General features: G+C 57.9%; 25 protein-coding genes and 1 pseudogene. 12 read left to right on the top strand and 14 right to left on the bottom strand.

Going from position 1 to position 24,318, the window contains the following annotated elements:
• Positions 1-9: 9 nt before the first annotated feature.
• The 12 genes from BFW87_RS17455 to BFW87_RS17405 form a co-directional block, all read right to left on the bottom strand.
• Positions 10-516 carry a phage major tail tube protein gene (locus BFW87_RS17455; protein ID WP_078740997.1) on the bottom strand — a complete coding sequence of 169 codons (507 nt, stop codon included), beginning with the start codon at positions 514-516 and terminating at the stop codon, positions 10-12.
• Positions 516-1,682, bottom strand: coding sequence for a phage tail protein (locus BFW87_RS17450; protein ID WP_078740996.1), 1,167 nt, complete (start codon positions 1,680-1,682; stop codon positions 516-518). The genes BFW87_RS17455 and BFW87_RS17450 overlap by 1 nt, the downstream gene beginning before the upstream one ends.
• Positions 1,683-1,684: 2 nt before the next feature.
• The gene (locus tag BFW87_RS31995) at positions 1,685-1,858 is read right to left on the bottom strand and encodes a hypothetical protein (protein ID WP_176159767.1); all 174 of its coding nucleotides are present in this window, start codon (positions 1,856-1,858) and stop codon (positions 1,685-1,687) included.
• Between the two features lie 83 nt (positions 1,859-1,941).
• Positions 1,942-2,580, bottom strand: a complete 639-nt coding sequence (locus tag BFW87_RS17445; protein ID WP_078740995.1) for a hypothetical protein — start codon at positions 2,578-2,580, stop codon at positions 1,942-1,944.
• Between the two features lie 2 nt (positions 2,581-2,582).
• Positions 2,583-4,706, bottom strand: a complete 2,124-nt coding sequence (locus tag BFW87_RS32300) for a phage tail protein (RefSeq protein WP_254865903.1) — start codon at positions 4,704-4,706, stop codon at positions 2,583-2,585.
• Positions 4,707-5,336 (bottom strand): phage tail protein I, encoded by a 630-nt coding sequence (locus BFW87_RS17435; RefSeq protein WP_078740994.1) that lies wholly within the window; start codon positions 5,334-5,336, stop codon positions 4,707-4,709.
• Positions 5,333-6,328, bottom strand: coding sequence for a baseplate J/gp47 family protein (locus tag BFW87_RS17430; protein WP_078740993.1), 996 nt, complete (start codon positions 6,326-6,328; stop codon positions 5,333-5,335). Before BFW87_RS17430 ends, BFW87_RS17435 begins: the two co-directional genes overlap by 4 nt.
• Complete coding sequence (locus BFW87_RS17425) at positions 6,325-6,657, bottom strand: phage baseplate protein (protein WP_078740992.1); 333 nt, start codon at positions 6,655-6,657, stop codon at positions 6,325-6,327. Before BFW87_RS17425 ends, BFW87_RS17430 begins: the two co-directional genes overlap by 4 nt.
• Positions 6,658-6,669: 12 nt before the next feature.
• Positions 6,670-7,278, bottom strand: coding sequence for a phage baseplate assembly protein V (locus tag BFW87_RS17420; RefSeq protein WP_078740991.1), 609 nt, complete (start codon positions 7,276-7,278; stop codon positions 6,670-6,672).
• 3 nt (positions 7,279-7,281) lie between these two features.
• Positions 7,282-7,797 carry a hypothetical protein gene (locus BFW87_RS17415; RefSeq protein WP_078740990.1) on the bottom strand — a complete coding sequence of 172 codons (516 nt, stop codon included), beginning with the start codon at positions 7,795-7,797 and terminating at the stop codon, positions 7,282-7,284.
• Positions 7,798-7,818: 21 nt separating this feature from the next.
• Positions 7,819-8,163 carry a phage holin family protein gene (locus BFW87_RS17410; protein ID WP_078740989.1) on the bottom strand — a complete coding sequence of 115 codons (345 nt, stop codon included), beginning with the start codon at positions 8,161-8,163 and terminating at the stop codon, positions 7,819-7,821.
• Positions 8,164-8,761: 598 nt separating this feature from the next.
• Positions 8,762-9,496 (bottom strand): LexA family transcriptional regulator, encoded by a 735-nt coding sequence (locus BFW87_RS17405; protein ID WP_078740988.1) that lies wholly within the window; start codon positions 9,494-9,496, stop codon positions 8,762-8,764.
• Between the two features lie 188 nt (positions 9,497-9,684).
• On the opposite strand from BFW87_RS17405, the gene BFW87_RS17400 reads away from it, so the two are divergent.
• From BFW87_RS17400 to fdxA, 8 genes are all read left to right on the top strand, one after another.
• Entirely contained in the window at positions 9,685-10,539 is an 855-nt protein-coding gene (locus BFW87_RS17400) for a phytanoyl-CoA dioxygenase family protein (protein WP_078740987.1), read from the top strand.
• Between the two features lie 309 nt (positions 10,540-10,848).
• The gene (locus tag BFW87_RS17395) at positions 10,849-11,274 is read left to right on the top strand and encodes a hypothetical protein (RefSeq protein ID WP_078740986.1); all 426 of its coding nucleotides are present in this window, start codon (positions 10,849-10,851) and stop codon (positions 11,272-11,274) included.
• Positions 11,275-11,733: 459 nt separating this feature from the next.
• Positions 11,734-12,009, top strand: a complete 276-nt coding sequence (locus BFW87_RS17390) for a DUF3077 domain-containing protein (RefSeq protein WP_078740985.1) — start codon at positions 11,734-11,736, stop codon at positions 12,007-12,009.
• Positions 12,010-12,038: 29 nt separating this feature from the next.
• The gene (locus tag BFW87_RS17385; RefSeq protein WP_078740984.1) at positions 12,039-12,287 is read left to right on the top strand and encodes a hypothetical protein; all 249 of its coding nucleotides are present in this window, start codon (positions 12,039-12,041) and stop codon (positions 12,285-12,287) included.
• Positions 12,288-12,448: 161 nt separating this feature from the next.
• A complete protein-coding gene (locus BFW87_RS32450) occupies positions 12,449-12,673 on the top strand; it encodes a hypothetical protein (protein ID WP_439848390.1) in 225 nt (74 codons plus the stop codon).
• A 94-nt stretch (positions 12,674-12,767) separates the two neighbouring features.
• Positions 12,768-13,898, top strand: coding sequence for an acyltransferase family protein (locus tag BFW87_RS17375; RefSeq protein ID WP_078740982.1), 1,131 nt, complete (start codon positions 12,768-12,770; stop codon positions 13,896-13,898).
• A gap of 219 nt (positions 13,899-14,117) precedes the next feature.
• Entirely contained in the window at positions 14,118-16,709 is a 2,592-nt protein-coding gene (gene mutS / locus BFW87_RS17370; protein ID WP_078740981.1) for a DNA mismatch repair protein MutS, read from the top strand.
• 142 nt (positions 16,710-16,851) lie between these two features.
• Positions 16,852-17,175: a ferredoxin FdxA gene (fdxA, locus tag BFW87_RS17365; protein WP_078740980.1), complete on the top strand. Its 324-nt coding sequence runs from the start codon at positions 16,852-16,854 to the stop codon at positions 17,173-17,175.
• Positions 17,176-17,895: 720 nt separating this feature from the next.
• Here fdxA and apbC read toward each other — a convergent pair.
• The gene (apbC, locus tag BFW87_RS17360; RefSeq protein ID WP_078740979.1) at positions 17,896-18,990 is read right to left on the bottom strand and encodes an iron-sulfur cluster carrier protein ApbC; all 1,095 of its coding nucleotides are present in this window, start codon (positions 18,988-18,990) and stop codon (positions 17,896-17,898) included.
• A 172-nt stretch (positions 18,991-19,162) separates the two neighbouring features.
• Here apbC and metG point away from each other — a divergent pair, with 172 nt between their 5' ends.
• From metG to BFW87_RS17340, 4 genes and pseudogenes are all read left to right on the top strand, one after another.
• Positions 19,163-21,214, top strand: a complete 2,052-nt coding sequence (gene metG, locus BFW87_RS17355; protein ID WP_078740978.1) for a methionine--tRNA ligase — start codon at positions 19,163-19,165, stop codon at positions 21,212-21,214.
• 259 nt (positions 21,215-21,473) lie between these two features.
• Positions 21,474-21,860 (top strand): annotated as a pseudogene (rsxB, locus tag BFW87_RS32630) (electron transport complex subunit RsxB); the annotation flags it as partial.
• 629 nt (positions 21,861-22,489) lie between these two features.
• The gene (gene nth / locus BFW87_RS17345; protein WP_078740976.1) at positions 22,490-23,128 is read left to right on the top strand and encodes an endonuclease III; all 639 of its coding nucleotides are present in this window, start codon (positions 22,490-22,492) and stop codon (positions 23,126-23,128) included.
• Positions 23,129-23,235: 107 nt separating this feature from the next.
• Positions 23,236-23,418, top strand: coding sequence for a PA3496 family putative envelope integrity protein (locus BFW87_RS17340; protein ID WP_078740975.1), 183 nt, complete (start codon positions 23,236-23,238; stop codon positions 23,416-23,418).
• 84 nt (positions 23,419-23,502) lie between these two features.
• Here BFW87_RS17340 and BFW87_RS17335 read toward each other — a convergent pair whose 3' ends face one another.
• On the bottom strand, positions 23,503-24,135 hold the full coding sequence (locus tag BFW87_RS17335; protein WP_053254650.1) for a response regulator transcription factor: 633 nt from the start codon (positions 24,133-24,135) through the stop codon (positions 23,503-23,505).
• Positions 24,136-24,318: the final 183 nt, after the last annotated feature.

Genomic DNA, 24,318 nt, shown 5'->3' with positions numbered 1-24,318 from the left:
CGGTTTCTCTTAAGGCATCAGCACGGCGCGACGGGCATCGCCAAGAATGTCCACACCGTTAAGCACGAACTTCTGGGTGCGTACGTCGATGTCGATCACCGGGATGCCGTTTTCCAGGCGGCTGTAAGTACGGCAGGACAGGGCCAGAGTGGTCGTGGCCTTATCGCCCATCTTCAACTTGGTTTCAGTCAGGGTTTTCAGCTTGCCGCCGACCGTGTGGTAGGTGAAATAGGTCTTGCCGTCCTGGTCCTGGCCGGCTTCGCGCACGTTGAGCAGGATGTCTTCGCCCTGCCTCACCCCCAGCGCCAGCATGATTTCAGGCCCCACGCCTTGCAGCATCAGGGTGGCGTTGAGCACCTTGCCGCTCTTGGCCATTTCTTCGGCGATGAAGCGGCCGCCGGTCATGGGCTCCATCTCGAAATCAATGATCGGCGGGGTGAACTCTTCCACCGTCGCGGACAACGGCAGGCCTTGCAGGGTGGCCGCAATGGCCTGTCTTACACGGTTGGTAAACATTAGAGAACGTCCTCCAGGAACTGCTCGATGATTTCATCGCGGGCATTGAGTTGATAAATCATGTGTTCGTTCGGCGCGTAGCGGCCGTAGTCGATGACGATGTACCAGGTGCCGTTTTTGTACTTCTCGACACTGTTCAGTTCCGGGTGCAGGTACACGCTGCCGCCGGGGATGGTTTCGTCGGCCACCAGGGTTTGCAGCCAGTCGTTGATGCGCTTGACCTCCTGGTCCATGAAGGACTTGGTGAGGTTCTTGGCCATGGCCTTCTGGCCGGCCTTGACCAGCTTGCGGCTGATGGCATCTTCCAGACCGACGTAGCTGATGAACTTGCCGGTGATGGAGCGGTTACCCAGCAGCGAAAAACCGCCGAGGATGGTGCGGGCGTAGTAGCTCACGCCGTAGCGGTTGAGCAGATCGCCTTCGGTGGAGGTGTCGAGGATGTTGTACTCGACCACGCGGGAAACGTCCTCGGCGAACGTCACCTGATTGCCCGGGCTTTCCCACTGCTTGACCTTGGCCAGCGCGGCGATGGCCAGGGACGACGGCGACAGAAACACGTTTTTCTTCGCCGCCTTGGAGTACACCGAAGGCAGGTTGTGCACCAGCAGGCAACGGTCGAAGCCCAGGTCGGCACCGCCCAGTTCGCCGCTGTAAGTCACTTGATCGGCAACGCTGGCGTCCTTGCCATCCAGCACCACACGGGCCTTGATGCGCTTGCCGAACGAGGCGAACTCACCGGCCACCGCTTTGGTACCGGTGAAGCCCGGGGCGCCGATGATGGTCAGGTCTTCAGGCACGCTACTCAAAGCAGCCAGGCCCAGCTTGCGGCCAGTGGTCGGCTCGTTGCCGCCGATCACATTATTGAGCGTGTCGGCCGGGGTGGCGCCCTCCTCCACAATCACTACGTAGATCGGTACCTTGACCACTTTAAGAATCTGGTACACCGCCTGAAACAGCGTGCCCGACTCGGCGCCGGTGGGGTCCAGCAGCGCCTGGGTGGTGAAACTGTTGATGCGAAACGGCGCGTTTTTCGGGATCGACGCATGGGCATTCGGCGCAGTGCCGACCAGACCGATCACGTTATCGCCCAGGCCACCCATGGCCTCGGGGGATTCGGAGGCATTCACGGTGATGCCGTTGTGCTCGAAGTTCAGAACCTCAGCCATAGTTAGTCAGCCTTCTTTGGGGTGGAATTGAGGACGCCTGTCAGTTCCAGGCGGCCGGCGGTGCGCAGGGCGGATGCTTCGACGTCGAGCAGTTCCAGCTCCTCGCCGACGGTGGACCAATGGCCACCTCCGGTGGGGAATGGGATGAGGACGGTGTAGGTTTGGCGGTTGGCCATAGATGGATCTCCGGGCGTAAAAAAACCGCAGAGCGGTTTTGTGTGAGGGTTCAGGTAAAGGAATGTGAAGGTCTAGAAACGCGTCACTCGGGAAGCGAAAGCTGCGGCAACTCGGAAACGAGAGATTGCGGGCTAAATAGCTCGCGTTTTTTCTGCTCTACCGCATCAAATTGCTCATGGCAGTAAGCCCAACAGACAGAGCGCCAGGCACGAAATGCCTGGCCTTGCGCCTGAAAGCGTTGAACTGCCGGCTCATCGGCGTAGCTGATCGCATTCTTAATGTCGTCGTATCCCGCAGACTTGGCTGTCTGATCGAGGAACTGCTGAACGGCGGCGGTAATCTCAAGTTTGCGCTGCTCCCACGTCAGCTCCGGTGGTGCCGAAATGACAGGACGTACACCGTCAGCCGCAATGACCTTGCCAGAAGCCTGAGCCGAAAAAAGCGCCTCATATTCTTGCGCGCTGACTTGCGACAGCTCCGCTGCAGGCGGTAGACAACAGGCCGGGTTTACCACCTCCACCAACGGTGGTTCTGCCGTGACATCTGCGATGCGAACAGTAGGTGGTTGCGCGTCAGGGTTCTCTGAATCGGCCTTCCAGGCCGGATCCGGAATGTTCACCTGAGGCCTCTCCCACGTCGGATCGGGAACCCAGAGCGTTCGCTCGCCATGGGCTCGGGTGTCGTAAAAACCTAGTGTTTGGGCATGAAAGAAGATTGTCATAGTCAGTAGCCTGTGGCCTCCCAGTAAATGTCATCAGGTGAATTGAACGGGCCGGAAATAACCGAAAACTGTGTATTGCTGACAATCAATGTATTGGTGCCTGTGGCGGGGTCGGAATAAAACAGGCTCGTGCGGCTTGCAACAAGCGATGTGCAACGATTGGGAAACGCGATAGGAAAACTACGATGAGTGACGTTATCCGAAGCACCCAGTGTGATCCCCCACTGCTTGATCATTCCGGTCTGGGCGCACTTCCACCAACCATTGGGGCCCAGAGAGGCAGTATTTTTCAGCACCGCGCCTGGCACATCGGCGGTGGCTTGCGGCAGGTTAGTCAGGCCTGCGCCATTGCCGCTGTAAACGCCCGAAATCGACAGATGCCCACCTTCGGTGATGGTCATGGCATTGTTGGTGCTGCCCACATGGGTGACGACTTGAGGAGGCGACGTGCTGGTTCCACCGGAATAGGCTTCAACCGCTGCGAGGTGTCGCTCATTCCAACACGTTGCCCGCCAAACCAGATACGCCATGTAGTTGGCAGGCGCATTCACTTGTATGGCCGGAGAACGACCGCGCCATGCAACAAAGCCACCGCCCATGTCGGGTACTTCAAAGGTGGCAGTACCGGACATCCAGCCACCTGCGAGGGGTAACTTGGCGCTGTCGGAGATCGCGATGTTGGCCGTGCCATCAAACGGCACACCGTTGATTAGCCTTGGTGTTGCCAACCTGGAAGCCGTACCGGAATTTCCGGCGACATCAATGCTGTAAGAACCTTGCAGACGAGCAGGCGGCACAGTGCCTTGGGTCAGGGCATTCGCGTTGAGGTTCTGTAATTGGCCACCCTCGCCAATGTATGCCCCCTTGATGGTCTGGTTTCCCTGCCCATCAAAAACGAACGCACCCGGTATCCCACCAACGTGAAGCGCCACAACCGGCAGCGAAGTGTTTGTTCCGCCCGCGTAAACGTCCATGGACGCCAGATGTCGCTCCCCCCACATGGTCCCTTTCCAGATGGAGTAGGCATACGCGTTGTTCGGGCAGTTGATTTGAACGGCAGGTATGCGCTTTTGCCAATCCACGAAATAGCCGGCCATACCCGGAAAGTCCGCGCTGATCGTGCCAGCCATGGTCCCGCCACTGAGCGGCAACTTCGACTCATCCGTCAGTTTCCCGAACATCGAGACCACTTCGCCTTTGGTATAGGCATCCTTGATGCCCATCTCGGCAAGCGTTTGCGGGTTTGCACCGCGTACGGCACGTCCGTATTTGTCGACGGTCAGAACGCTGTAGGCCCCCGCCTGAACGCCGCTTCTTCCTGCAAGCATCTCGAACGCCAAGGGCGTTGTGCCCAATGCTATGGGCCCCTTGGTGATCAACTGCCACAAGGACCCACCGTAAGCGCTGCCCTCTTCAACCATGACGCTAAGCCCAGGGGTCACGAACTCGCTGGACTCGGCATCCGGCGAGCGCGACCAGACACCATTGGCAACGACATAGATGCCGTTGTCCTTCGCCACCGATTGCCCCGCAACCAGTACGCGCTGGCCGGCAATCACGGCAACGCCATCGACCTGCTGCGCAGCGCTCAACGCAATGTTCGCTGTCGAAACAACGCGTACCGATTGCTTGTTATCAAGCTTGGCCAGCTCATCCGCGAGGTATCCAACAACCCAGGCCCGGGTCGCCTTGACCACGGTGTCATCGATCAACAGCGTCACCAGGGACGCATTGCTCGTTTCAAAAATAGAGCGGATGTAAAACTCTTTGCCCGACCCGGAAGTTGCCAGCACCGGCTTGAATGACTCCGGATACTTGACGATGGCGTACAGCACGCCGGTATCGGTCCAAATACCCGCCTCGCGTACATACCACCCACCGACATCAGCTGGAATGGTGACTTCCGCCAACAGCCAACTCGGATTTTTCTCATCCTGGAAAAGGGCGTTCAACGGGCCGCGCCATACTTCGCGTTTAAGCGCTTTGGCAGTCGCATCCGGGTTGTAGACAGCGCCGTTGCCATCACCGACTGAAATCTGGGAGAGCTTGATCGGCAAACCTGCCGCCTTGCAGGCGGTCTCGTAAGCAATACCGGCATTTGTAAGAAGCGTATAGAAGTCGGCCATTTAGGACCCCTGTGGATAACTGGTGAAGGTTTCAACGCTGTAAAGCCCAGCAGCGCAAAACGCATTGCCTGTGGCTTTCAGCCCGTCGATCACAATCGGATGGATGGTGGTAAGTTCGCCGCACAACGTTGCAGCAGCCAGAAAGTGGGTGCCAGATGCACTCAGGCCTACTGAAACCGTCACGATGTCACGCTCGCTTTTTGCGGCCGCCAGGCGTTGGTCGAGGCGAGCATCCACCTCTTCGCTGTAGGCCGAACTCGTGAATGCCCTTACGGAAAAGCTATAAGGTTTGCCGACGGGTGTTTGCTCATGCCAGGCGCGAATTTCGGGCACCAATTGCAGGCCGGTTGCTGCATTTTCCAAAGCCTTACGTGTGCCTGACTGCCTGGCGGTCGGCCACGCAAGTTTCACAGTGACCCTCTTCTCAGATTCCGGAGCACTGGCACTCCACTCAGTAACGCCACGGTCGGCGGCCAGGTAAGGCAGAAATTCGACCGGCGTTTGCAGTGGATTCATCAACGCTGGAAACGGCGGGATAACCCGGTCAAGCAGCTGGCCAAATCCCAGGTCCAACGCTTTTTCCAGTGGTGAACTGTTGGCCGGCAACAAACTCGCTTTGGGCTCACTCATAGCGTGTGCACCTCCACCTCGACACCCGTGCAATACGGGGCCTGGAACGCGGAGCTGATGATCGGCGTCAGCGGTTCCAGAATTTGCAATTGCGCAGCACCCGCGCTGTGGATGGCGTAGTCGATCCAGCTAGGGTCTACGCGGCCCTCCAGGCGATGACAGGATTCTGCATAGTCTTGCAGCAGTTTCCGGGCGGCAACTTGGGTGAGCCCCGAATCCGGGCCGGCGTTGATCTTGGCGATTACGCGAATCTTGTAGGGCTGAATCTGCGCCCCCTGTACGGTGACAAGATCAGTCTCCGGTCGTACATCCGGCCGTGCGAAATGGCGACGCACACCGTCAAGCAAATCGGCAGACGGGGTGCCGTCGCCTTCCCTTGAAAGCACAGTAACCAAAACTTCGCCGGGTGCAGTTCGACGCCCATTGCCATCCTTTATCTGCGCCGCATACCCGTCCGGGTCGAAGGTGTAGTTGACGGTCACCACGCCCGGCGTGGCGCTTTGCACCTTCACTGAAGGCCGTTCGCCGAGGGTGAACACCTCCCGGCGGTACTGCATTCGCGAGCCCGCTGCCGGGGCGTGGGGTGCCAGGTAGTAGCGCAGGCGAGCATCGTCGTCGCTTTCCAATGTCGGCGGTACCGGTGGGAAAGCAGCCGGGTCGCCGGGGTCGAGCACCTGGCGTTCGAGGCCCATGTCGGCCAGGCGTGCGTCCAGGTTGCTGCCGGTGGCCCACCACGCCAGCATCTGTTTGATGCGCGCATTGTATTTGCGCTCATGGGTTTGCAGACGCACGCAAAAAGCTTCCAGCGCCAGGGTCAGCAGCTCGCTTTCATTGTCGAGGCTGACCTTCAGTTTTTCTGCGTTTTGCGGCGCTCGGGTGGCGACGTAATCAACCACAAACGCCTTGAATTCGGCCAGCAACGGTTCGAACTCGTCGACCGCGATGATGGCCGGTTCCGCCAGTTGGTTCTGGCCAGGGATCAGCATGCTCATGTCACGACCTCGAAGGATTGTTGGCGGTTTTTCCAGGTGCCGGCAAAACGCAGTAACAGGCCGGCGCCTTGGCGGGTGGCGACGATGACCTGGGGTTGAAAGTCGCCAATGCCGTTGCTGGTGTTGTAGAACGCTTGTGCCGCATGGCTTTGGGCGAGGATCAACAGGTCGTCACCCAGGTTCTGGCCAAGCAGTTGCGGGATCAGCGAGCCGTACAACGGACGCTTCTGGCGAGTGCCCACGGGGGTGGTCAGCGCTCGGGTGGCGCGCTGTACAAATTGCAGCCAGTCATCGACGGCTGCCCCGGTGTTGCGATCGACGCCGATCATGGGATGTCCTTGTCAGGGGCTGATGACTCGGCCCTGGTGGTCGACCACCGGGCCGCTGAAGTGCGCACCGCCGGCGTCCAGCAACAGGCCGGTGCCGCCGATTTGCAGGGCGATGCTCTGGGGCGTGATCGTCAGGCTGGCAGCGCCAACCGTGGCGTTCACCTGTTCGCGGGAGCCGCTGAAGGTGGTCGGCCCATTGACCCAGTTGAAGGTGTGGCTGGCGTCGTCGTAGTCACTTTGGGTGCCGTCCTGATGGCGTCGCCGGGTCAAGGTTGCAACACTGGAGACCGGCGGAAACTGACTACTGTTAAGGCCGAACAAGGCTACAGACTGCCCACCGCCTTCCCCGCCGCCGTAGTTGAGCAACAGGCATTGTTCGCCCACAGAGGGGATACGCGTTTCCGTCTGCGCACCGGCACTGGGGTTGAAAAAGCGGATGGCGGGCGTCAGCAACTCACCGTGGCTGACCTTGCAGGTATTGCTGGCGGGGTCGACCTCCTGGCACACGCCAATCCGGCAGTAACTTTCGGCACGGCGGTAAAGGTCTTCGAGCTGGGCTTCCATTTCCGCCAGGCGCTCGACGATCGGCCCCAGTTGCATGCGTAACAGCGCGTCGAACATGGGCTACTCCTGCAGTGGTCGATATTGGTCGGGATCGTTGATGTTCGAGACTTCCCAAGTGCAGGCAAACAGCGGTGTGCCTGTAGGATCTTCGAGCAATGGCGGGCCGATATAGAGGGTTTGGCTGAAGGACACTGTCCAGGTGTCGTAGTCCAATTCGGCATTGATTTGAGTGGAGGGCGCCGCCACGATGCTGGCGGGTAGTTCGCACTGGTCGGCCGGCAGCCCCCAACGGTTATCCAGGGCCAGGTCCATCAGTTGGCTGGCCAGGTCGCAGGCATCAAAAGGTGCGGAGCCGCTGGCAACCATGACCTTGAGTGAAACCGACAGCGCGTGGGCTTTACGGCCTTCAAAGGAGCGCACGCCGGGGCCGTTGCGCTCAACGGTAATCAGCACGCCGGTTTTGTCCGCTGCGTTTTGAAAGTCTTGATGGTTACCGACGCGCAATCCCGGGAAGGCGTTTTTCAACGTCTCCCCGATCGCAACCGGCAGTTCGGAGGGGTTTTTGATAGGTGTCATCTGTTCGCTTCCTTGCAACGCTTACGGCTGATCCGGCCGGGTCGGTGGGGCTTCATTGAGACCGATGCGTTTGGCCGCCCAGCGCTCATAAAGGCCGATGGCCACATCGGCACCGGCCATGGCCGTCAGGCAACCAATCGCGCCGGCGGTCCACAGCGACATGCCGGCGGCGTAGCACAGCATCAGCGCTGACACCCCGCAGACCATGCACGCCCCGGACCTCAGGGCCAGGCGCCGAATCAGCGACCAGCCACGGGCGCCGTCCTTGTCTGCGCGCCACATCTCGCCGGATACACCGCCGATCAGGGCCAGTGCGATCACCAGCCAGATAGGCATTTCCGCTAACGCTTGCTGCTCGTTTGTCATGTCACGCCTCCTGGCTGAGCATTCCCGACACAACGGCCGGGGTTCGGGTAATTCCATTTATAGGTTGGCATTCCAAAAAGCCCGGTCGCCCGGGCTTTTCAGTAATGCGGTCCTCGGTCTTTCGGCGCTACTGGCGCGGTACAGACCTTTCCTCAATGTTTTTCCGACCACGATCCCTGTCTGCCGGATAACTGCTTCTGGTGCTTTACGCTGCACACCCGGGTCAGTTGCCAACCCTCTGAACCGTTATTAGGCCGGTTCATCGCTGCCTGTTTTTAATGCGGTGAGACTAAAGAGCGTCGGCATCCTTGCCGGGTATTGCCTGGCATCCCTGCCATCGCTGCGATGGCGTCCTTGCCGGTGTTGCGTGCCTTCCTTGTCTTCCCTGGCGGCATCCTTGCCGCCTCCACCAGGCCTTGTTGGCTGGCTTGAGATGGAGAATATGCATGTATGGATATACAGTCAATGCACTAATGCATTTATTTTCGCCAACCCAATGCACAAATGCATTTATAGCTTTGCGGGCCAAGGGTTTGCCGATTTTCTACAGGCGAAAAAAAAGCCCGCGCATTGGCGGGCTTTGTCTTACGAAGGAAGGTTACCGGGCGTACATGCCCCACCAGAACACATGACCGAGGATGCTGATCTGCTCATCCTGGATGTCCTGAAAGCTGTAGTCTTCATCCGGATGCTCATCACGATTGAAACTGCGCAGGCGAATCCCGGAAGGCAGGCGGTAGAGCTGTTTCACCCGCAACTGACCATTGTGATTGATGGCATACAAGTCGCCATCCACGATGTCACCAATGCCACTTTTGCCCGCATTCACCCCCACCGTGGCGCCGTCGCGCAGCACCGGCAACATACTGTTGCCGCGCACCGTCACACACTTGGCCTGGTCGAACTGCACGCCGTTGTGGCGAAGGCTGCGCTTGCCGAAACGCAAGCTGGCCTTCTCGCTTTCCTCAATGACGAATCTTCCTGATCCAGCAGCCAATTCAACCTCGCGCAGAAAGGGGATCGACACCTCGTCATCATTAACGGGCGTGTCGTCGTCCCACAGGCTTATGTCCTTGAGTTCCGAGTGCATCGGGTCGCGCCCATCATCACGCGAAACACCCATTGCCGCGCGCCCGCGCAGGTGGTCGGTGCTCACGCGGAAGTAGTCGGCGATGCGGGAAATATGCTTGTCCGACGGGTCAACGATCTTGCCGTTGAGGATGCGGGAAAGCGTGGATTGAGGCACGCCGGTACGCCGGTGAAGCTCCGTGGGGGAGATCCGGTCGCGGTCCAGCAGTTCTCTTAAGACGGTTGAAACGTTGCGTTTTTGCATAACGGGGATAGTGACGAGAGTTTTTGGGGTTGGCAAATGCTTATTTGCATATTTTATGCATTTAGATAGGTGTATAACGACTCTTATTGGTACAGTAGTGGCTTTACGCTACCTTTTTTATACCATTTTGCGCATAAAAATGTATTATCACCGCCATTTTTTGTATAGATGTCGGGAACGCAGGAAGCATGGATTTTTTGAATTTTTTTGCAAAGAAGAAAGCGGTAAACGTCAGCAAGGAGCAATGGGATAACGAGGGCTTTTACGCACTCCCCGGCTTTTACTCCGCAAAGGAGATAGATGACGCCCGCTCGGCTCAAGAGCACGCATGGTCACAATCCCATGAACGCATCGTGGTAGATGACCTGGTCACCGGGCTGCGCAAAAGACTCAAAGATGTCGATAGCACGGATCGCGACACCCATAGATTCAAGCTCAACGACCTGTACCTGGAGCTTCCAGAGGTCCGGAACCTGGCGATTAACCCACGCATCACGCCTATCCTGAATGACTTGCTGGGTGAGACGACGGTCCTGTGCAACTCCCTCAGCTTCGACCAGGGCAGTAGCCAGCCCGATCACGTCGATGCCATTTACATGACGCCGAAAACGCCTTACAACTTGATAGCCATCTGGGTTGCCCTGGAAGACTGCCACCTGGACGCCGGCCCGCTGAGGTACTACCCGGGCAGTCATAAAATCAAACAACACGTGTTTTCAAGCGGCGCGACTCACTTCGTTCCTGATGAAATGGATGAGTGGCACGACTATATGCAAGGAGAGGTCAGCCGCCTTGAGCTTGCACCCAAAATATTCGCCGCAAAAAAAGGCGATGTCTTCATCTGGAGCTGCTATTTGCTGCATGGCGGATCTCAGATAAACGATCCGAGCCGCACACGCAAAAGCCTAGTATTTCACTACTACAGTGAAAACGATTGCACTGACAGCCCCGATCTTGTTGCAAAAGACGGTGGCCTATGGATGTACCGGGCTCACCAGCCGGTGCCGGGTGAGGCCCAGGGCTCGCTTCCTCCCAAGCCATGAAACAGGCGCACGGTGCCGATGATGCGGGGGTGAGCAACCCACTCCCACAGCAAATGAAGCCCCTCATCACACGAACCGCAGCCGTCGCTGCATAGTCAGCGACTCGCAAACGGCAGAGAAGGGGCTGATTGATTTGATCACCCCAAATAAATCAGCCCCCGCCTCACCCATTCCAAGCTCGCAGAACCAAGCCATAGGGCGGCGGAACTTTCACTCAAAGTGATGTCAATTTGATACCCCTCCTTCACATTCGTTGAGGCAGGGCAAAGCAGTGCCTGGCTGTTTCCTGGCAATCCAAGGAAGAATGTGATGAAACTCATGCTTGTGGTGTTGTTGATGTTCAGCGGTTACACCTTCGCCAGTTGCGCCTCTATCAGTAACTCTGACCAGCGTGCTTTCTGCAACGCCAGACAAAGTGGTTCCAGCTGCGCCAATATCAGCAACGGTGAGTTACGCGCCGAATGCAATGCCGAAATGAATGGCAGTTCATGCGCCAATATTAGTGACTCTGAGCGACGAGCCTACTGCAACGCCAAACAAAACGGCTCTAGCTGCGCCAATATCAGCAACAGCGAATTACGCGCACAGTGCAACGCCGAAGTGAACGGTAGCTCGTGCGCCAACATTAGTGACTCTGATCAACGGGCCTTCTGCAACGCCAAACAAAGCGGCTCCAGCTGCGCCAACATCAGCAACAGTGATTTACGCGAGCAGTGCAACGGCATGACACGTTGAACAGGGACAAAAAATAGAAGAGAGGACGGTGTATTTTCCGATCTGGGAAGTCCGTCCCCCCTTTAAAACGTGTGCTTTTCGACAGCCGCAAAGCGATATCCCCACTCCCCCAGTTGCACCCACTGCATCACCGCGCTAACCTCCGCTGCGTCGCTGCCAATTCAGCGACCGGGCGTGAGAACCCGAGCTAATCAAGGCGCAAAGCGCCAAAGAACTCTATCGCGGCGTTTTTTTTCGTCTGCGGTATCGTTTTATGGCGGCTGTGCGTGGGAGACCTTCGGGTCTACCGGTTGCCTTGATTGCCGGTTTCTCACCCTGCGCACAGCTGCCACCCATACCTGTGAGAAGGTTTGTGGCAGTTCCTCAAATCAAGGAGCTTTCACTTATGTGCCTCTACGTTTACCGCACCAAACGGCCTCATCTCTCTCGGTTCACTTCCTCCGCATTCGGAGGTGTTTTATGAACGCTGTGCAAGATCTGACCACCCTCGGCGTCACCCCTTTCTCCTTTCACTCCGACCAACCTCTATTCCGCATCAACAGCGGTGTTTCCCTGCACGAAGCCTTGCACCACGCCTCCGACCTCCTCCATGTCGCCAAACAGCTCGCAGAAGATGCAGCGATGACGAAGCAAACGGACCGTTACGCCTGGGCGTCCCACTACTTGCAGGAGATGGTCAAGGCAGTGATTGATGATGTGGTGAAGGTGCTGGATTCGCCCGGCAACATTCAGTAGAAGGCGAAAGCAAAAAAGGGGCGGTGCATTTGGATAATGCGCCGCCCTTTTTACGTTTTACCTATCCGTTTGCGACCTGCGAAGGGCTGACTTCACATGTTAACCTTGCGCCCATCGCAAAAAAGCTGGGCCAAGCGCCCAATGCCAATCAGTTGAACGGCCCCGACTGGGCAAGCACCGAAGGTAAAATGTGGGAGCTGTCGAGCTTTAGCGAGGCTGCGATGCAGGCGCTGCGGTCTGGCAGGTACAGCGCGGCGATCCCTTCGCAGCCTCGCTAAAGCTCGACAGCTCCCACATTCGGCCTGCGGCGTTTGGATGTTTGCATTCCTTAACTGATCGACACTGGACCACGCGCCCCCTTTGCCCCACCATTTTCAACGAATTTGCCTACTGTCCGATGAGTAAAAGCACGTCCGATCTGCCCTCCTGCACCTCAGTGATGCAGCAGTACTGGCGCCCTGAAAACCAGCGCCCTGATCAGTTGATGTTCTATCGCACGGGCGATTTCTACGAGACCTTCTATGAGGACGCGAAGAAGGCGCTCGACGCCATCGACACGAAGTCGAGCCTCCAGTTTTGCGGGAACGGGTACGCCTCACCATTATCCGTCACCGACCCACTTTCAGCGCTCAGTCAAGGGCGCACTTACACTGGGCCGATCTGATGCCCCACAAGTAGACAAAGGGCTGTCTTCAGAAAAACGATCAATTGGCGGCAACTCAAACGTCAACGATTAATAAGCACGCTATGCGCAATGGATGCATATTGATATTATTCCTCGAAAAAGGGAGCTGTACACAATGCTAAAAAGCATTAACAACCGGATTGTATTTCTTGACTACATGAGAATTTTCGCTTTCGTCAGCGTGGTCATCGGTCACCGATATTACTCTCAAGAAATTCAGGCGCTATCCACAGACCTGACAGTACATATAACGATCAGAACATTTCTGGACTTGATCACACCGCTTGTCTACGGTGGCGCCGCAGGCGTGATCATATTCTTCCTCACGTCCGGATATATAATCACGCATGTTTTACAGACAGAAAACACTCTGGACTTTTATGTAAAACGTATATTCCGAATTTATCCACTGTATGTGTTCGCACTCTGTGTAGAGCTGCTGATGAATTGGGGAATCAAAGACATACCCGTGCCCCCACTCGCGTCTCTCGTGCCAAGATTCCTTCTGATTGGGGATTTCTTCAACAGTGACTATGGTCTTGCAGGGGTAGAGTGGACGCTGCGCGTGGAGATATTATTTTATGTCTTCATGGGTTCATTGAAATATTTGGGGTTCATCAACAAACCGTCAACCCTGCCCTACCTGTTTGGTGCAGTTGGCGTGCTGCTCTATGTGTTGCCCGCGTTTCCAACCAAAGAAATATGGAGCCACGGCTACTTCAGCATTTACTTCTATTTCTTGCTGATTGGTTCCTGCGCTTATTTGGCACAGGCGGGCTTGGTCAGCACGCGTGTGTGCACTACGTTCTCTGTCTTATTATTTATACTGCACATAATGAAAATCACAGAAGGACAGTCATCCTTCCTGCAAAGCAATTACGCGATCATCTCGATGCTGATATTTTTTATCAGCCTTCGATTCCAGTCAGCTTTTGTGGATTCGCCCGTCGTTAGAACGCTGTCTGACCTGACATTCTCCGTCTACCTGTTGCACCAATGGGTCTGGAGTTACTTGTTGATATTTATATCGCCGCTGGGTATTTCGGAGCGGGCGGCATCCTTGATCATCATCCCCGCGATACTGTTGATCAGCTATTGCTCGCACAAATGGATTGAGATACCAGGAATCAAGCTTGGGAAAAGCGTCACCAAACTGATCAAGGGACAGCAGACGTTACCACCCGCTCCAGCCGTAAAAATCTAGCGCACGAAGCTGCCGGGTATTCCCGTCGATCATCCGCAAGAGATAAAGGAAAAGGGGGCAACGCCTTAAATAAAGGTGTTGCCCCTTTTACGTTTCCCCCCGTCTGCTTGCCACCTGCGAACCTGCGACCTCGCGTGTTAACCTTGCGCCCATCGCAAAAACTGCTGGGCCAAGCGCGCCCGTTGCCCCACCACTTTCAACGAATTTGCCTACTATCCGATGAGTAAAAACACGTCCGATCTGTCCTCCCACACCCCGATGATGCAGCAGTACTGGCGCCTGAAGAACCAGCACCCTGATCAGTTGATGTTCTATCGCATGGGCGATTTCTACGAGATCTTCTATGAGGACGCGAAGAAGGCCGCCAAGTTGCTGGACATCACCCTGACAGCGCGCGGGCAGTCGGCGGGGCAGTCGATTCCAATGTGTGGGATTCCTTACCACTCGCTCGAAGGCTACCTGGTCAAGCTGGTGAAGCTGGGCGAGTCGGTGGTGATTTGTGAGCAGATCGGCGACCCGGCGACGAGCAAAGGGCCGGTGGAGCGTCAGGTGGTGCGCATTATCACGCCGGGTACGGTGAGTGATGAGGCGCTGCTGGATGAGCGTCGCGACAACCTGATCGCGGCGGTGCTGGGCGATGAGCGTTTGTTCGGCCTGTCGGTGCTGGATATCACCAGTGGCAACTTCAGCGTGCTGGAGATCAAGGGCTGGGAGAATTTGCTGGCGGAGCTGGAGCGGATCAATCCGGTTGAATTGTTGATTCCGGATGATTGGCCGAAGGACTTGCCGGCGGAAAAGCGTCGTGGGACCAAGCGTCGTGCGCCGTGGGATTTTGAGCGTGATTCGGCGCTGAAAAGTCTGTGTCAGCAATTTTCGGTGCAGGACCTTAAAGGCTTCGGCTGTGAAACCCTGACCCTGGCCATCGGCGCCGCCGGTTGCCTGCTCGGTTATGCCAAGGAAACCCAGCGCACCGCCCTGCCGCATTTGCGCAGCCTGCGCCATGAGCGCCTGGATGACACGGTGGTGCTGGATGGCGCGAGCCGTCGCAACCTGGAACTGGATACCAACCTGGCCGGCGGGCGCGATAACACCTTGCAATCGGTGGTCGACCGTTGCCAGACCGCCATGGGCAGCCGCTTGCTGACCCGTTGGCTGAACCGTCCGCTGCGTGACTTGAGTGTGCTGCAGGCCCGCCAGACGTCTATTACCTGCTTGCTGGATGGCTATCGCTTTGAAAAGCTGCAGCCGCAGCTGAAAGAAATCGGCGACATCGAGCGGATTCTGGCGCGGATCGGCCTACGCAATGCGCGGCCCCGTGACCTGGCGCGGCTGCGCGATGCCCTCGGCGCGCTGCCGCAGTTGCAAGCGGCGATGACTGATCTGGACACGCCGCACCTGCAACAGCTGGCCGTGACCACCGGCACCTACCCGGACCTCGCGGCGCTGCTGGAAAAAGCCATTATCGATAACCCGCCGGCGATCATCCGTGACGGCGGCGTGCTGAAAACCGGTTACGACACTGAGCTGGACGAGCTGCAATCGCTGAGCGAAAACGCCGGGCAGTTCCTGATTGACCTGGAAGCCCGCGAGAAAGCCCGCACGGGCCTGGCCAACTTGAAGGTCGGCTACAACCGTGTGCACGGCTACTTTATTGAGTTGCCGAGCAAGCAGGCCGAGTCGGCGCCGATCGATTATCAGCGTCGTCAGACCCTCAAAGGCGCCGAGCGCTTTATCACGCCAGAGCTCAAAGAGTTTGAAGACAAGGCGCTGTCGGCCAAAAGCCGCGCGCTGGCGCGGGAAAAAATGCTCTATGAGGCCCTTCTCGAAGACCTGATCAGCCGCCTCGCGCCGCTGCAAGACACCGCCGGCGCTCTGGCAGAACTGGATGTGTTGAGCAACCTGGCGGAACGCGCGCTGAACCTTGACCTGAACTGCCCGCGTTTTGTCAGCGAGCCGTGCATGCGCATCGTGCAGGGGCGCCACCCCGTGGTGGAGCAGGTGTTGACCACGCCGTTCGTCGCCAACGACCTGTCGCTGGATGATGACACCCGCATGCTGGTGATCACCGGCCCGAACATGGGCGGTAAATCTACCTACATGCGTCAGACCGCGTTGATCGTGTTGCTCGCGCACATCGGCAGCTTTGTGCCGGCGGCGAGTTGCGAGCTTTCGCTGGTGGACCGCATCTTCACGCGGATCGGCTCGAGCGATGACCTGGCCGGTGGCCGTTCGACCTTTATGGTGGAAATGAGCGAGACCGCCAACATTCTGCACAACGCCACCGAGCGCAGCCTGGTGCTGATGGATGAAGTGGGCCGTGGCACCAGCACTTTCGACGGTCTGTCTTTGGCGTGGGCGGCCGCCGAGCGTCTGGCGCAGTTGCGCGCCTACACGCTGTTTGCCACCCACTACTTCGAACTGACCGTGCTGCCGGAAAGCGAACCGCTGGTGGCCAACGTGCACCTCAATGCCACCGAGCACAATGAGCGCATCGTGTTCCTGCACCACGTGCTGCCGGGGCCTGCCAGCCAGAGTTACGGCTTGGCCGTAGCGCAACTGGCCGGCGTGCCGACCGATGTCATCACCCGCGCCCGCGAGCACCTCAGCCGCCTGGAAACAACGGCGTTGCCCCACGAGACCGTGGTCGCCAGCCCGGCCAAGACGAAAGGCAAAACTGCCGCGCCGCACCAGAGCGATATGTTCGCCAGCCTGCCCCATCCGGTGCTGGATGAGTTGGCCAAGCTTGATCTGGACGACATGACCCCGCGCAAAGCGCTCGAAATGTTATATGCACTGAAGGTTCGGATATAACGCTGACGCGTGCAAGCTGGTAGACTCTCGCGCGGTTTGGGATGCTGCGGGCTCTTAGCCTGGCCTGCAGACTATCGCTCCCGAACCTCGCGAGCCCTGCCACACAGGGTTTCGCTGCCGCCGCCTGAGGAGAAAATTAGAAATGACCTTCGTCGTTACCGACAACTGCATCAAGTGCAAGTACACCGACTGCGTCGAAGTGTGTCCGGTGGACTGCTTCTACGAAGGCCCGAATTTCCTGGTCATCCACCCGGACGAGTGCATTGACTGCGCCCTGTGTGAGCCAGAATGCCCGGCCGTCGCTATTTTCTCCGAGGACGAAGTCCCGGCAGAGATGCAGGAATTTATTCAGTTGAACGTCGAGCTGGCGGAAATCTGGCCAAACATCACTGAACGCAAAGATCCGATGCCTGAGGCAGCGGAGTGGGATGGCAAAAAAGGCAAGATTGCAGACCTCGAGCGCTAAAAGCGCCGCCGCCCGATAAAAAGGCCCCTTGCGGGCCTTTTTGCGTTTCTGCAGGGCGGATTTTACTTTTCTACAGGCAAAAAAAAGGGGCGGTATGACCCGCCCACATTTTTTCCCTAGTCCCTGTATTCCTTTTCATCGTCCTGATGAATCGCATCCTGCGACGTTCCTTCAACCATCAATCCTTAATGGCTGTGCCAATCCGTGGACACAGGGCTGATGTTAGAGAGTTCTCGGGGAAGTTCAACGGGATCCAACTTCGCTGCTGACAGGCTCCAGTGCCAAGCACGGTATAAATAATTGTTACTTTTCAACAAGATAGAAAAGTCTCGCGACGTTTCCAGCCGCACACACCCGGTAAAAACCCCAAACACTTACGAAAAAGTAAGTGAATGCTTACACGCGCAATTGCGTAAAAGCGTAACTGCACCCTGCTGACCGATCCCCAGACAAGAAAAAGCCCCGGCAATGCCGAGGCGCTTTTCAGTTTTGGAATAGGCAGGTATGTGACGCCGTACCTGTGGCGAGCGGGCTTGCCCGCGTTGGGTTGCGAAGCAGCCCCATCAAGACAAACTCCATAGTGTCAGACAAACCGCTTTGGCTGTCGGGGGGGCTGCTACGCAGCCCAACGCGGGCAAGCCCGCTCGCCACAAGGGTGCGAACGCTCGAGACTCCGATAGCATTACGGCGCAGCCGAGGCATCCTTGCCTTATAGCCGAATCAGTCGTCGCTGACCGTAATCGTCGGCATCGCCGGTGCCGCGGCTTCCTGCAACACAATCCGGGCGCCCACGTGGCGGGCCAGTTCCTGATAGATCATGGCGACCGGGCTGTCAGGCTCGGCCACCACGGTAGGTTTGCCGCCATCGGCCTGTTCGCGAATCAGCATCGACAGTGGCAACGAGGCCAGCAGTTCAACGCCGTACTGGGTCGCGAGTTTTTCGCCGCCGCCTTCACCAAACAAATGCTCGGCGTGGCCGCAGTTGGAGCAAATGTGCACGGCCATGTTTTCCACCACGCCGAGCACCGGGATATTCACCTTGCGGAACATCTCCACGCCCTTCTTGGCATCGAGCAACGCCAAGTCTTGAGGCGTGGTCACGATGACCGAGCCGGCCACCGGGACTTTCTGCGCCAGGGTCAGCTGGATATCACCCGTGCCCGGCGGCATGTCGATCACCAGGTAATCCAGATCGCCCCACGCGGTTTGGGTGACCAATTGCAGCAACGCGCCGGACACCATCGGCCCACGCCAGACCATCGGCGTGTTGTCGTCGGTGAGAAACGCCATGGACATGACTTCCACGCCATGGGACTCAATCGGCACAAACCATTTCTGATCCTTGACCTTGGGCCGCGTGCCTTCGGCGATGCCGAACATCACCCCTTGGCTTGGGCCGTAGATATCGGCGTCGAGAATGCCCACGCGCGCACCTTCGCGGGCCAACGCCAGCGCGAGGTTGGCCGCCGTGGTGGATTTGCCTACGCCGCCCTTGCCGGAGGCCACGGCGACCACGTTCTTGACGTTGGCCAGGCCCGGAACCTGCGCCTGGGCCTTGTGCGCGGCGATCACACACTGGATGTCGACCTTGGCCGAACGCACGCCATCAAGGCCTTCAATGGCCATTTGCAACATTTGCGCCCAGCCGTTCTTGAACAGGCCTGCGGCATAGCCCAGTTCCAACTGGACCGACACCTGGTCGCCCTGGACCTCGATGGCGCGTACACAGCCGGCGCTGACCGGATCCTGGTTCAAATAGGGGTCGGTGTACTGGCGAAGAACGGCTTCCACCGCTGCGCGATTGACGGCGCTCATGGGCTACTCCCGAAAAAAGACTGACTGAAACAGGCGGCTATCCTAACCGTTCCGGTCGCCCAACGGCATGCTTTCGACGGTCTGGAAGATGCTGAAACAGCCTCACGGGGTGAAATAAATTTCCCGGCGCTTTATAGTGGCCGACCTCCGTTTCATCAAGTAGCCGAGCCCCATGTCCGAGCCACGCAAGATCCTCGTCACCAGCGCCCTGCCCTATGCCAATGGTTCGATCCATCTTGGCCATATGCTTGAGTACATCCAGACTGATATGTGGGTGCGCTTCCAGAAGCATCGCGGCAATCAATGCATTTATGTCTGCGCGGACGACGCCCACGGTTCGGCCATCATGCTGCGCGCCGAAAAGGAAGGGATCACCCCGGAACAACTGATCGCCAATGTGCAGGCTGAACACAGCGCCGACTTTGCCGAGTTCCTGGTGGATTTCGACAACTTCCATTCGACCCACTCCGACGAAAACCGCGAGCTGTCGAGCCAGATCTACAAGCGTCTGCGCGACGCCGGGCACATCGACACGCGGTCGATTACCCAGTATTTCGACCCGGAAAAGAAAATGTTCCTGGCCGACCGCTTCATCAAAGGCACCTGCCCGAAATGCGGAACCGAAGACCAGTACGGCGACAACTGCGAGAAATGCGGTGCCACCTATGCACCGACTGACCTGAAAGATCCGAAGTCGGCCATCTCGGGCGCCACGCCGGTGCTCAAGGATTCCCAGCACTTCTTCTTCAAGCTCCCGGACTTCCAGCAAATGCTGCAAACCTGGACCCGCAGCGGCACGCTGCAGGATGCCGTGGCCAACAAGATCGCCGAATGGCTGGACGCCGGCCTGCAACAGTGGGACATCTCCCGCGATGCGCCGTATTTCGGTTTCGAAATTCCGGATGAGCCGGGCAAATATTTCTATGTGTGGCTGGATGCGCCGATCGGCTACATGGCCAGCTTCAAGAACCTGTGCGACCGCACGCCGGAGCTGGACTTCGACGCGTTCTGGAACAAGGATTCCACCGCCGAGCTGTACCACTTCATCGGCAAGGACATCGTCAATTTCCACGCGCTGTTCTGGCCAGCGATGCTTGAAGGTTCGGGCTACCGCAAGCCAACCGGCATTGCCGTGCACGGGTACCTGACGGTCAACGGGCAGAAAATGTCCAAGTCGCGTGGCACCTTTATCAAGGCGCGCACCTACCTGGACCACCTGTCGCCGGAATACCTGCGCTACTACTACGCCTCCAAGCTGGGCCGTGGCGTCGACGACCTCGACTTGAACCTGGAAGACTTCGTACAGAAGGTCAACTCAGACCTGGTCGGCAAAGTGGTCAACATCGCCAGCCGTTGCGCCGGGTTTATCCACAAGGGCAACGCCGGTGTGCTGGTGGCGGAAAACGCCGCGCCAGAGCTGACTGACGCGTTCCTGGCCGCCGCGCCAAGCATCGCCGACGCCTATGAGGCCCGCGACTTTGCACGCGCCATGCGCGAGATCATGGGCTTGGCCGACCGTGCCAATGCCTGGATCGCCGACAAGGCGCCGTGGTCGCTGAACAAGCAGGAAGGCAAGCAGGCTGAAGTCCAGGCGATCTGCGCCACGGGCGTCAACCTGTTCCGCCAACTGGTGATCTTCCTCAAACCCGTGCTGCCGTTGCTGGCTGCCGATGCCGAGGCGTTCCTGAACGTCGCGCCGCTGACCTGGAATGATCACGCTACCTTGCTCAGCAACCATCAGCTGAACGAGTTCAAGCCGCTGATGACCCGTATCGACCCGGTCAAGGTACAGGCCATGACAGACGCGTCGAAAGAAGACCTGGTGGCCAGCCAAACGGACACAGGTTCGGCGGCACCTGCGGGCAATGGCGAGCTGGCCAAGGACCCGATTTCTGCGGAAATCGATTTCGACGCCTTTGCTGCCGTGGACCTGCGCGTGGCGCTGATCATCAAGGCCGAAGCCGTGGAAGGCGCCGACAAGCTGCTGCGCCTGACGCTGGACATCGGTGACGAGCAACGCAACGTGTTCTCCGGGATCAAGAGCGCGTACCCGGACCCGTCCAAGCTCGATGGTCGCCTGACCATGATGATCGCCAACCTCAAGCCACGGAAAATGAAATTCGGTATTTCCGAAGGCATGGTGATGGCGGCAGGCCCTGGCGGTGAAGAGATTTACCTGCTGAGCCCTGACAGCGGCGCCAAGCCGGGTCAACGTATCAAGTAAGCCAGAAGGCTGTGCTTGTGGTTGTTGTAGTGAGCGGGCTTGCCCCGCGTTGGGTCGCGCAGCGGCCCTAAACCAGCGACTCAGTCCTATTTATAGAAACCGTGATGGCAGTAATGGGGCTGCTCCGCAGCCCAACGCGGGGCAAGCCCGCTCGCCACAACAAGCCCACAAGCCACAACAGATAGAATCTCGCTCACTACAACTTGCGGGCTCACCACCCAGGCCCTGTTCGTCTAACCGGCATGCCAATGATCCTCCCATGAACCTGACTCAACGTATCGACGCGCTGCTGCCGCAGACCCAATGCGGCAAGTGCGGGCACCCGGGCTGCAAGCCTTACGCCGAGGGCATCGCGCTTGGCGAGGCGATCAACAAGTGCCCGCCCGGTGGGCAGGAGACCATCGCAGGCCTGGCGCAATTGCTGCGCGTGCCGGTGCTGGAACTGGATACCAGCCGCGGGAAAGCCCCCGCCCAGGTCGCCTATATCCGTGAGGCGGAGTGCATCGGCTGTACCAAATGCATTCAGGCTTGCCCGGTGGATGCGATTGTCGGCGCCGCCAAGTTGATGCACACCGTCATCATGGACGAATGCACCGGTTGCGACCTGTGTGTCGCGCCCTGCCCTGTGGACTGCATTGAAATGCGCCCAGCGACCCTGGTGTTGCCGCTTGTCGGTGACGTGGCTGCCAGCGATCAGCAGCGCCATGAACGCAGCCTCAAACGCGACCGTGCACGGCGCCGCTTTGAACAACGTAATGCGCGGCTGCAGCGCGAAGAGGCTCAAAAGCTCGCTGAACGCCTGGCTCGGGCCAAGCGCCCGGCGCCGACTGTGCCTGTACAAGCTGATGCCGCTCAGGATGCGGCAGTCAAGAAAGCCAGGATCACGGTGGCGATGAGTCGTGCCCAACTGCACAAATCCTTGAAGGCATTTGGTCACCCACCGACCTTTGAGCAACAGTCGCAGTTGATCGTGCTGCAGCGGCAATTCGAAGCGGCTGAGAGAGCACTGGCGGGCCTTGAGGCCCACACCGCGCCGATGATAGCGACGGGCAACACCGCCGATTTGAAGCGCGCCAAAATCCAGCTGGCAATGCGCCGCGCGGCGTTAAAGAAAGCCCAGGATGTGAACGCCGACCCGCAGCAACTGGCCGAGGCGCAACGCAATCTCGACGAGGCGCAGCGTCAAGTGGATGCCTGCAGCAACGTCTGATCAGCTAAAAACCTGCGGTGTGTTGCTACAATCGCGCCGACCTTCTGCAAGGAACCGCCAGCCCCATGAATGCCGCAAAACGCCTGGAAATTTTCCGCAGGTTTCACGAGGACAATCCGGAACCGAAAACCGAACTGGCTTACAGCACGCCGTTCGAGTTGCTGATTGCGGTGATCCTGTCAGCTCAATCCACAGACGTTGGTGTCAACAAGGCCACGGCCAAGCTGTACCCGGTCGCTAACACGCCAGAGGCCATTTATGCGCTGGGCGTCGAGGGCTTGTCGGAATACATAAAAACCATCGGCCTTTACAACAGCAAGGCCAAGAATGTGATCGAGACCTGCCGCTTGCTCGTCGAGCTGCATGGCAGCGAAGTGCCCGAGTCTCGCGAAGCCCTGGAGGCCCTCCCTGGCGTGGGTCGTAAAACCGCGAACGTGGTGCTCAACACCGCCTTTCGGCAGTTGACCATGGCAGTGGACACGCATATTTTCCGCGTCAGCAATCGCACCGGCATTGCGCGCGGCAGGAATGTGGTGGAGGTGGAAAAGCAACTGATGAAGTTCGTGCCCAAGCCTTACCTGCTCGATTCCCATCACTGGCTGATCCTTCACGGCCGCTACGTGTGCCAGGCCCGCAAGCCACGCTGCGGGAGTTGCCGCATCGAAGACCTGTGCGAATACAAGGAAAAGACGTCCGACGATTGAGGGATCAATGGTTTTCTCGATCAGTCGATTGAAAAAATCTTTTTTACCCCTTCGTGGATTATCGTTATAAGGAGCGCCAACGGCAGTCTTAGCCCGGAGTGAACCTTATGAGCACTGGCAAAGAACAATTGGATGTGGAAGACGACCTCGTTGCAGAGTCAGATGATGAGGGGGAAGCACCCGTTGCAGAGGTGGCCAAGACCAATTTGAGCAAACGCCGCACTATCGACAACCTTCTGGAAGAGCGGCGCTTGCAAAAACAACTGGCCGATTACGACTTCGACCTCTGATCGACCCGTTGATGACCGGAAGCCTCCCTGACGGAGGCTTTTTTGTGCCGGTTATTCCTGTGCTGGATCGGTACGGCGCCTCCCCTAGACGAGACCGTTGCGTTGGGCCAGCTCGATCAGATCGACAAGGGAGCGCGCGTTGAGCTTGAGTAGCAGGCGAGTCTTGTAGGTACTCACGGTCTTGTTGCTGAGAAACATGCCGTCGGCAATTTCCTTGTTGGTTTTGCCCCGGGCCAATTGCTGTAACACCATCATCTCGCGACCTGACAGGCGCTCGACCATGTCCGCTTCGCTGGCATTGCCCATGGTGGAGCGCACCGAATTGAGCGCCTGATTGGGAAAGTAGCTGTAGCCCGACAGCACGGCCTTGATGGCGCTCAGCAACTCGGTCAGGTCCTGCTGCTTGCACACATAGCCCGCCGCCCCCGCCTGCATGCAACGCATGGAAAAGTGCCCTGGTGCCTGAGACGTCAGCACCAGCACCTTGACGGGCGCGGGCTGCTTGGTGGACGCCAGGCGGCAGATAACTTCAAGACCATCGAGCTTGGGAATCCCGATATCCAGTATGACAATGTCCGGTACATGTTCCCGTGCAAGTTGCAATGCATCGACGCCGTTATCAGTCTCGGCAACGACTTCATAACCATGACGCTCCATTAGCATGCGCACAGCAAGCCGAATGACGGGATGATCATCCACGATCAGCACTTTATTCATGAGAAAGTCCACTTTCGCTGTTCGAATTATTTAGAGCAAGCACAATAGCCTAGTCGTTTCATAGTTGGGATAGCATTCACCCCCAAGCAACAGCAAGCAGAGACCCAACCCACAGAGATATCGGAATTAACCTACAAAAAAACATTAACTCAGAGGCCTGCAACTTTATTGAGCCTTTCAGAA

This window comes from Pseudomonas fluorescens (assembly GCF_002022275.1).
Taxonomy (GTDB): Bacteria; Pseudomonadota; Gammaproteobacteria; order Pseudomonadales; family Pseudomonadaceae; genus Aquipseudomonas; species Aquipseudomonas fluorescens_AJ.
The sequence above is the reverse complement of the archived record's forward strand: the minus strand, read 5'-3'. Positions and strand labels throughout refer to the sequence as shown.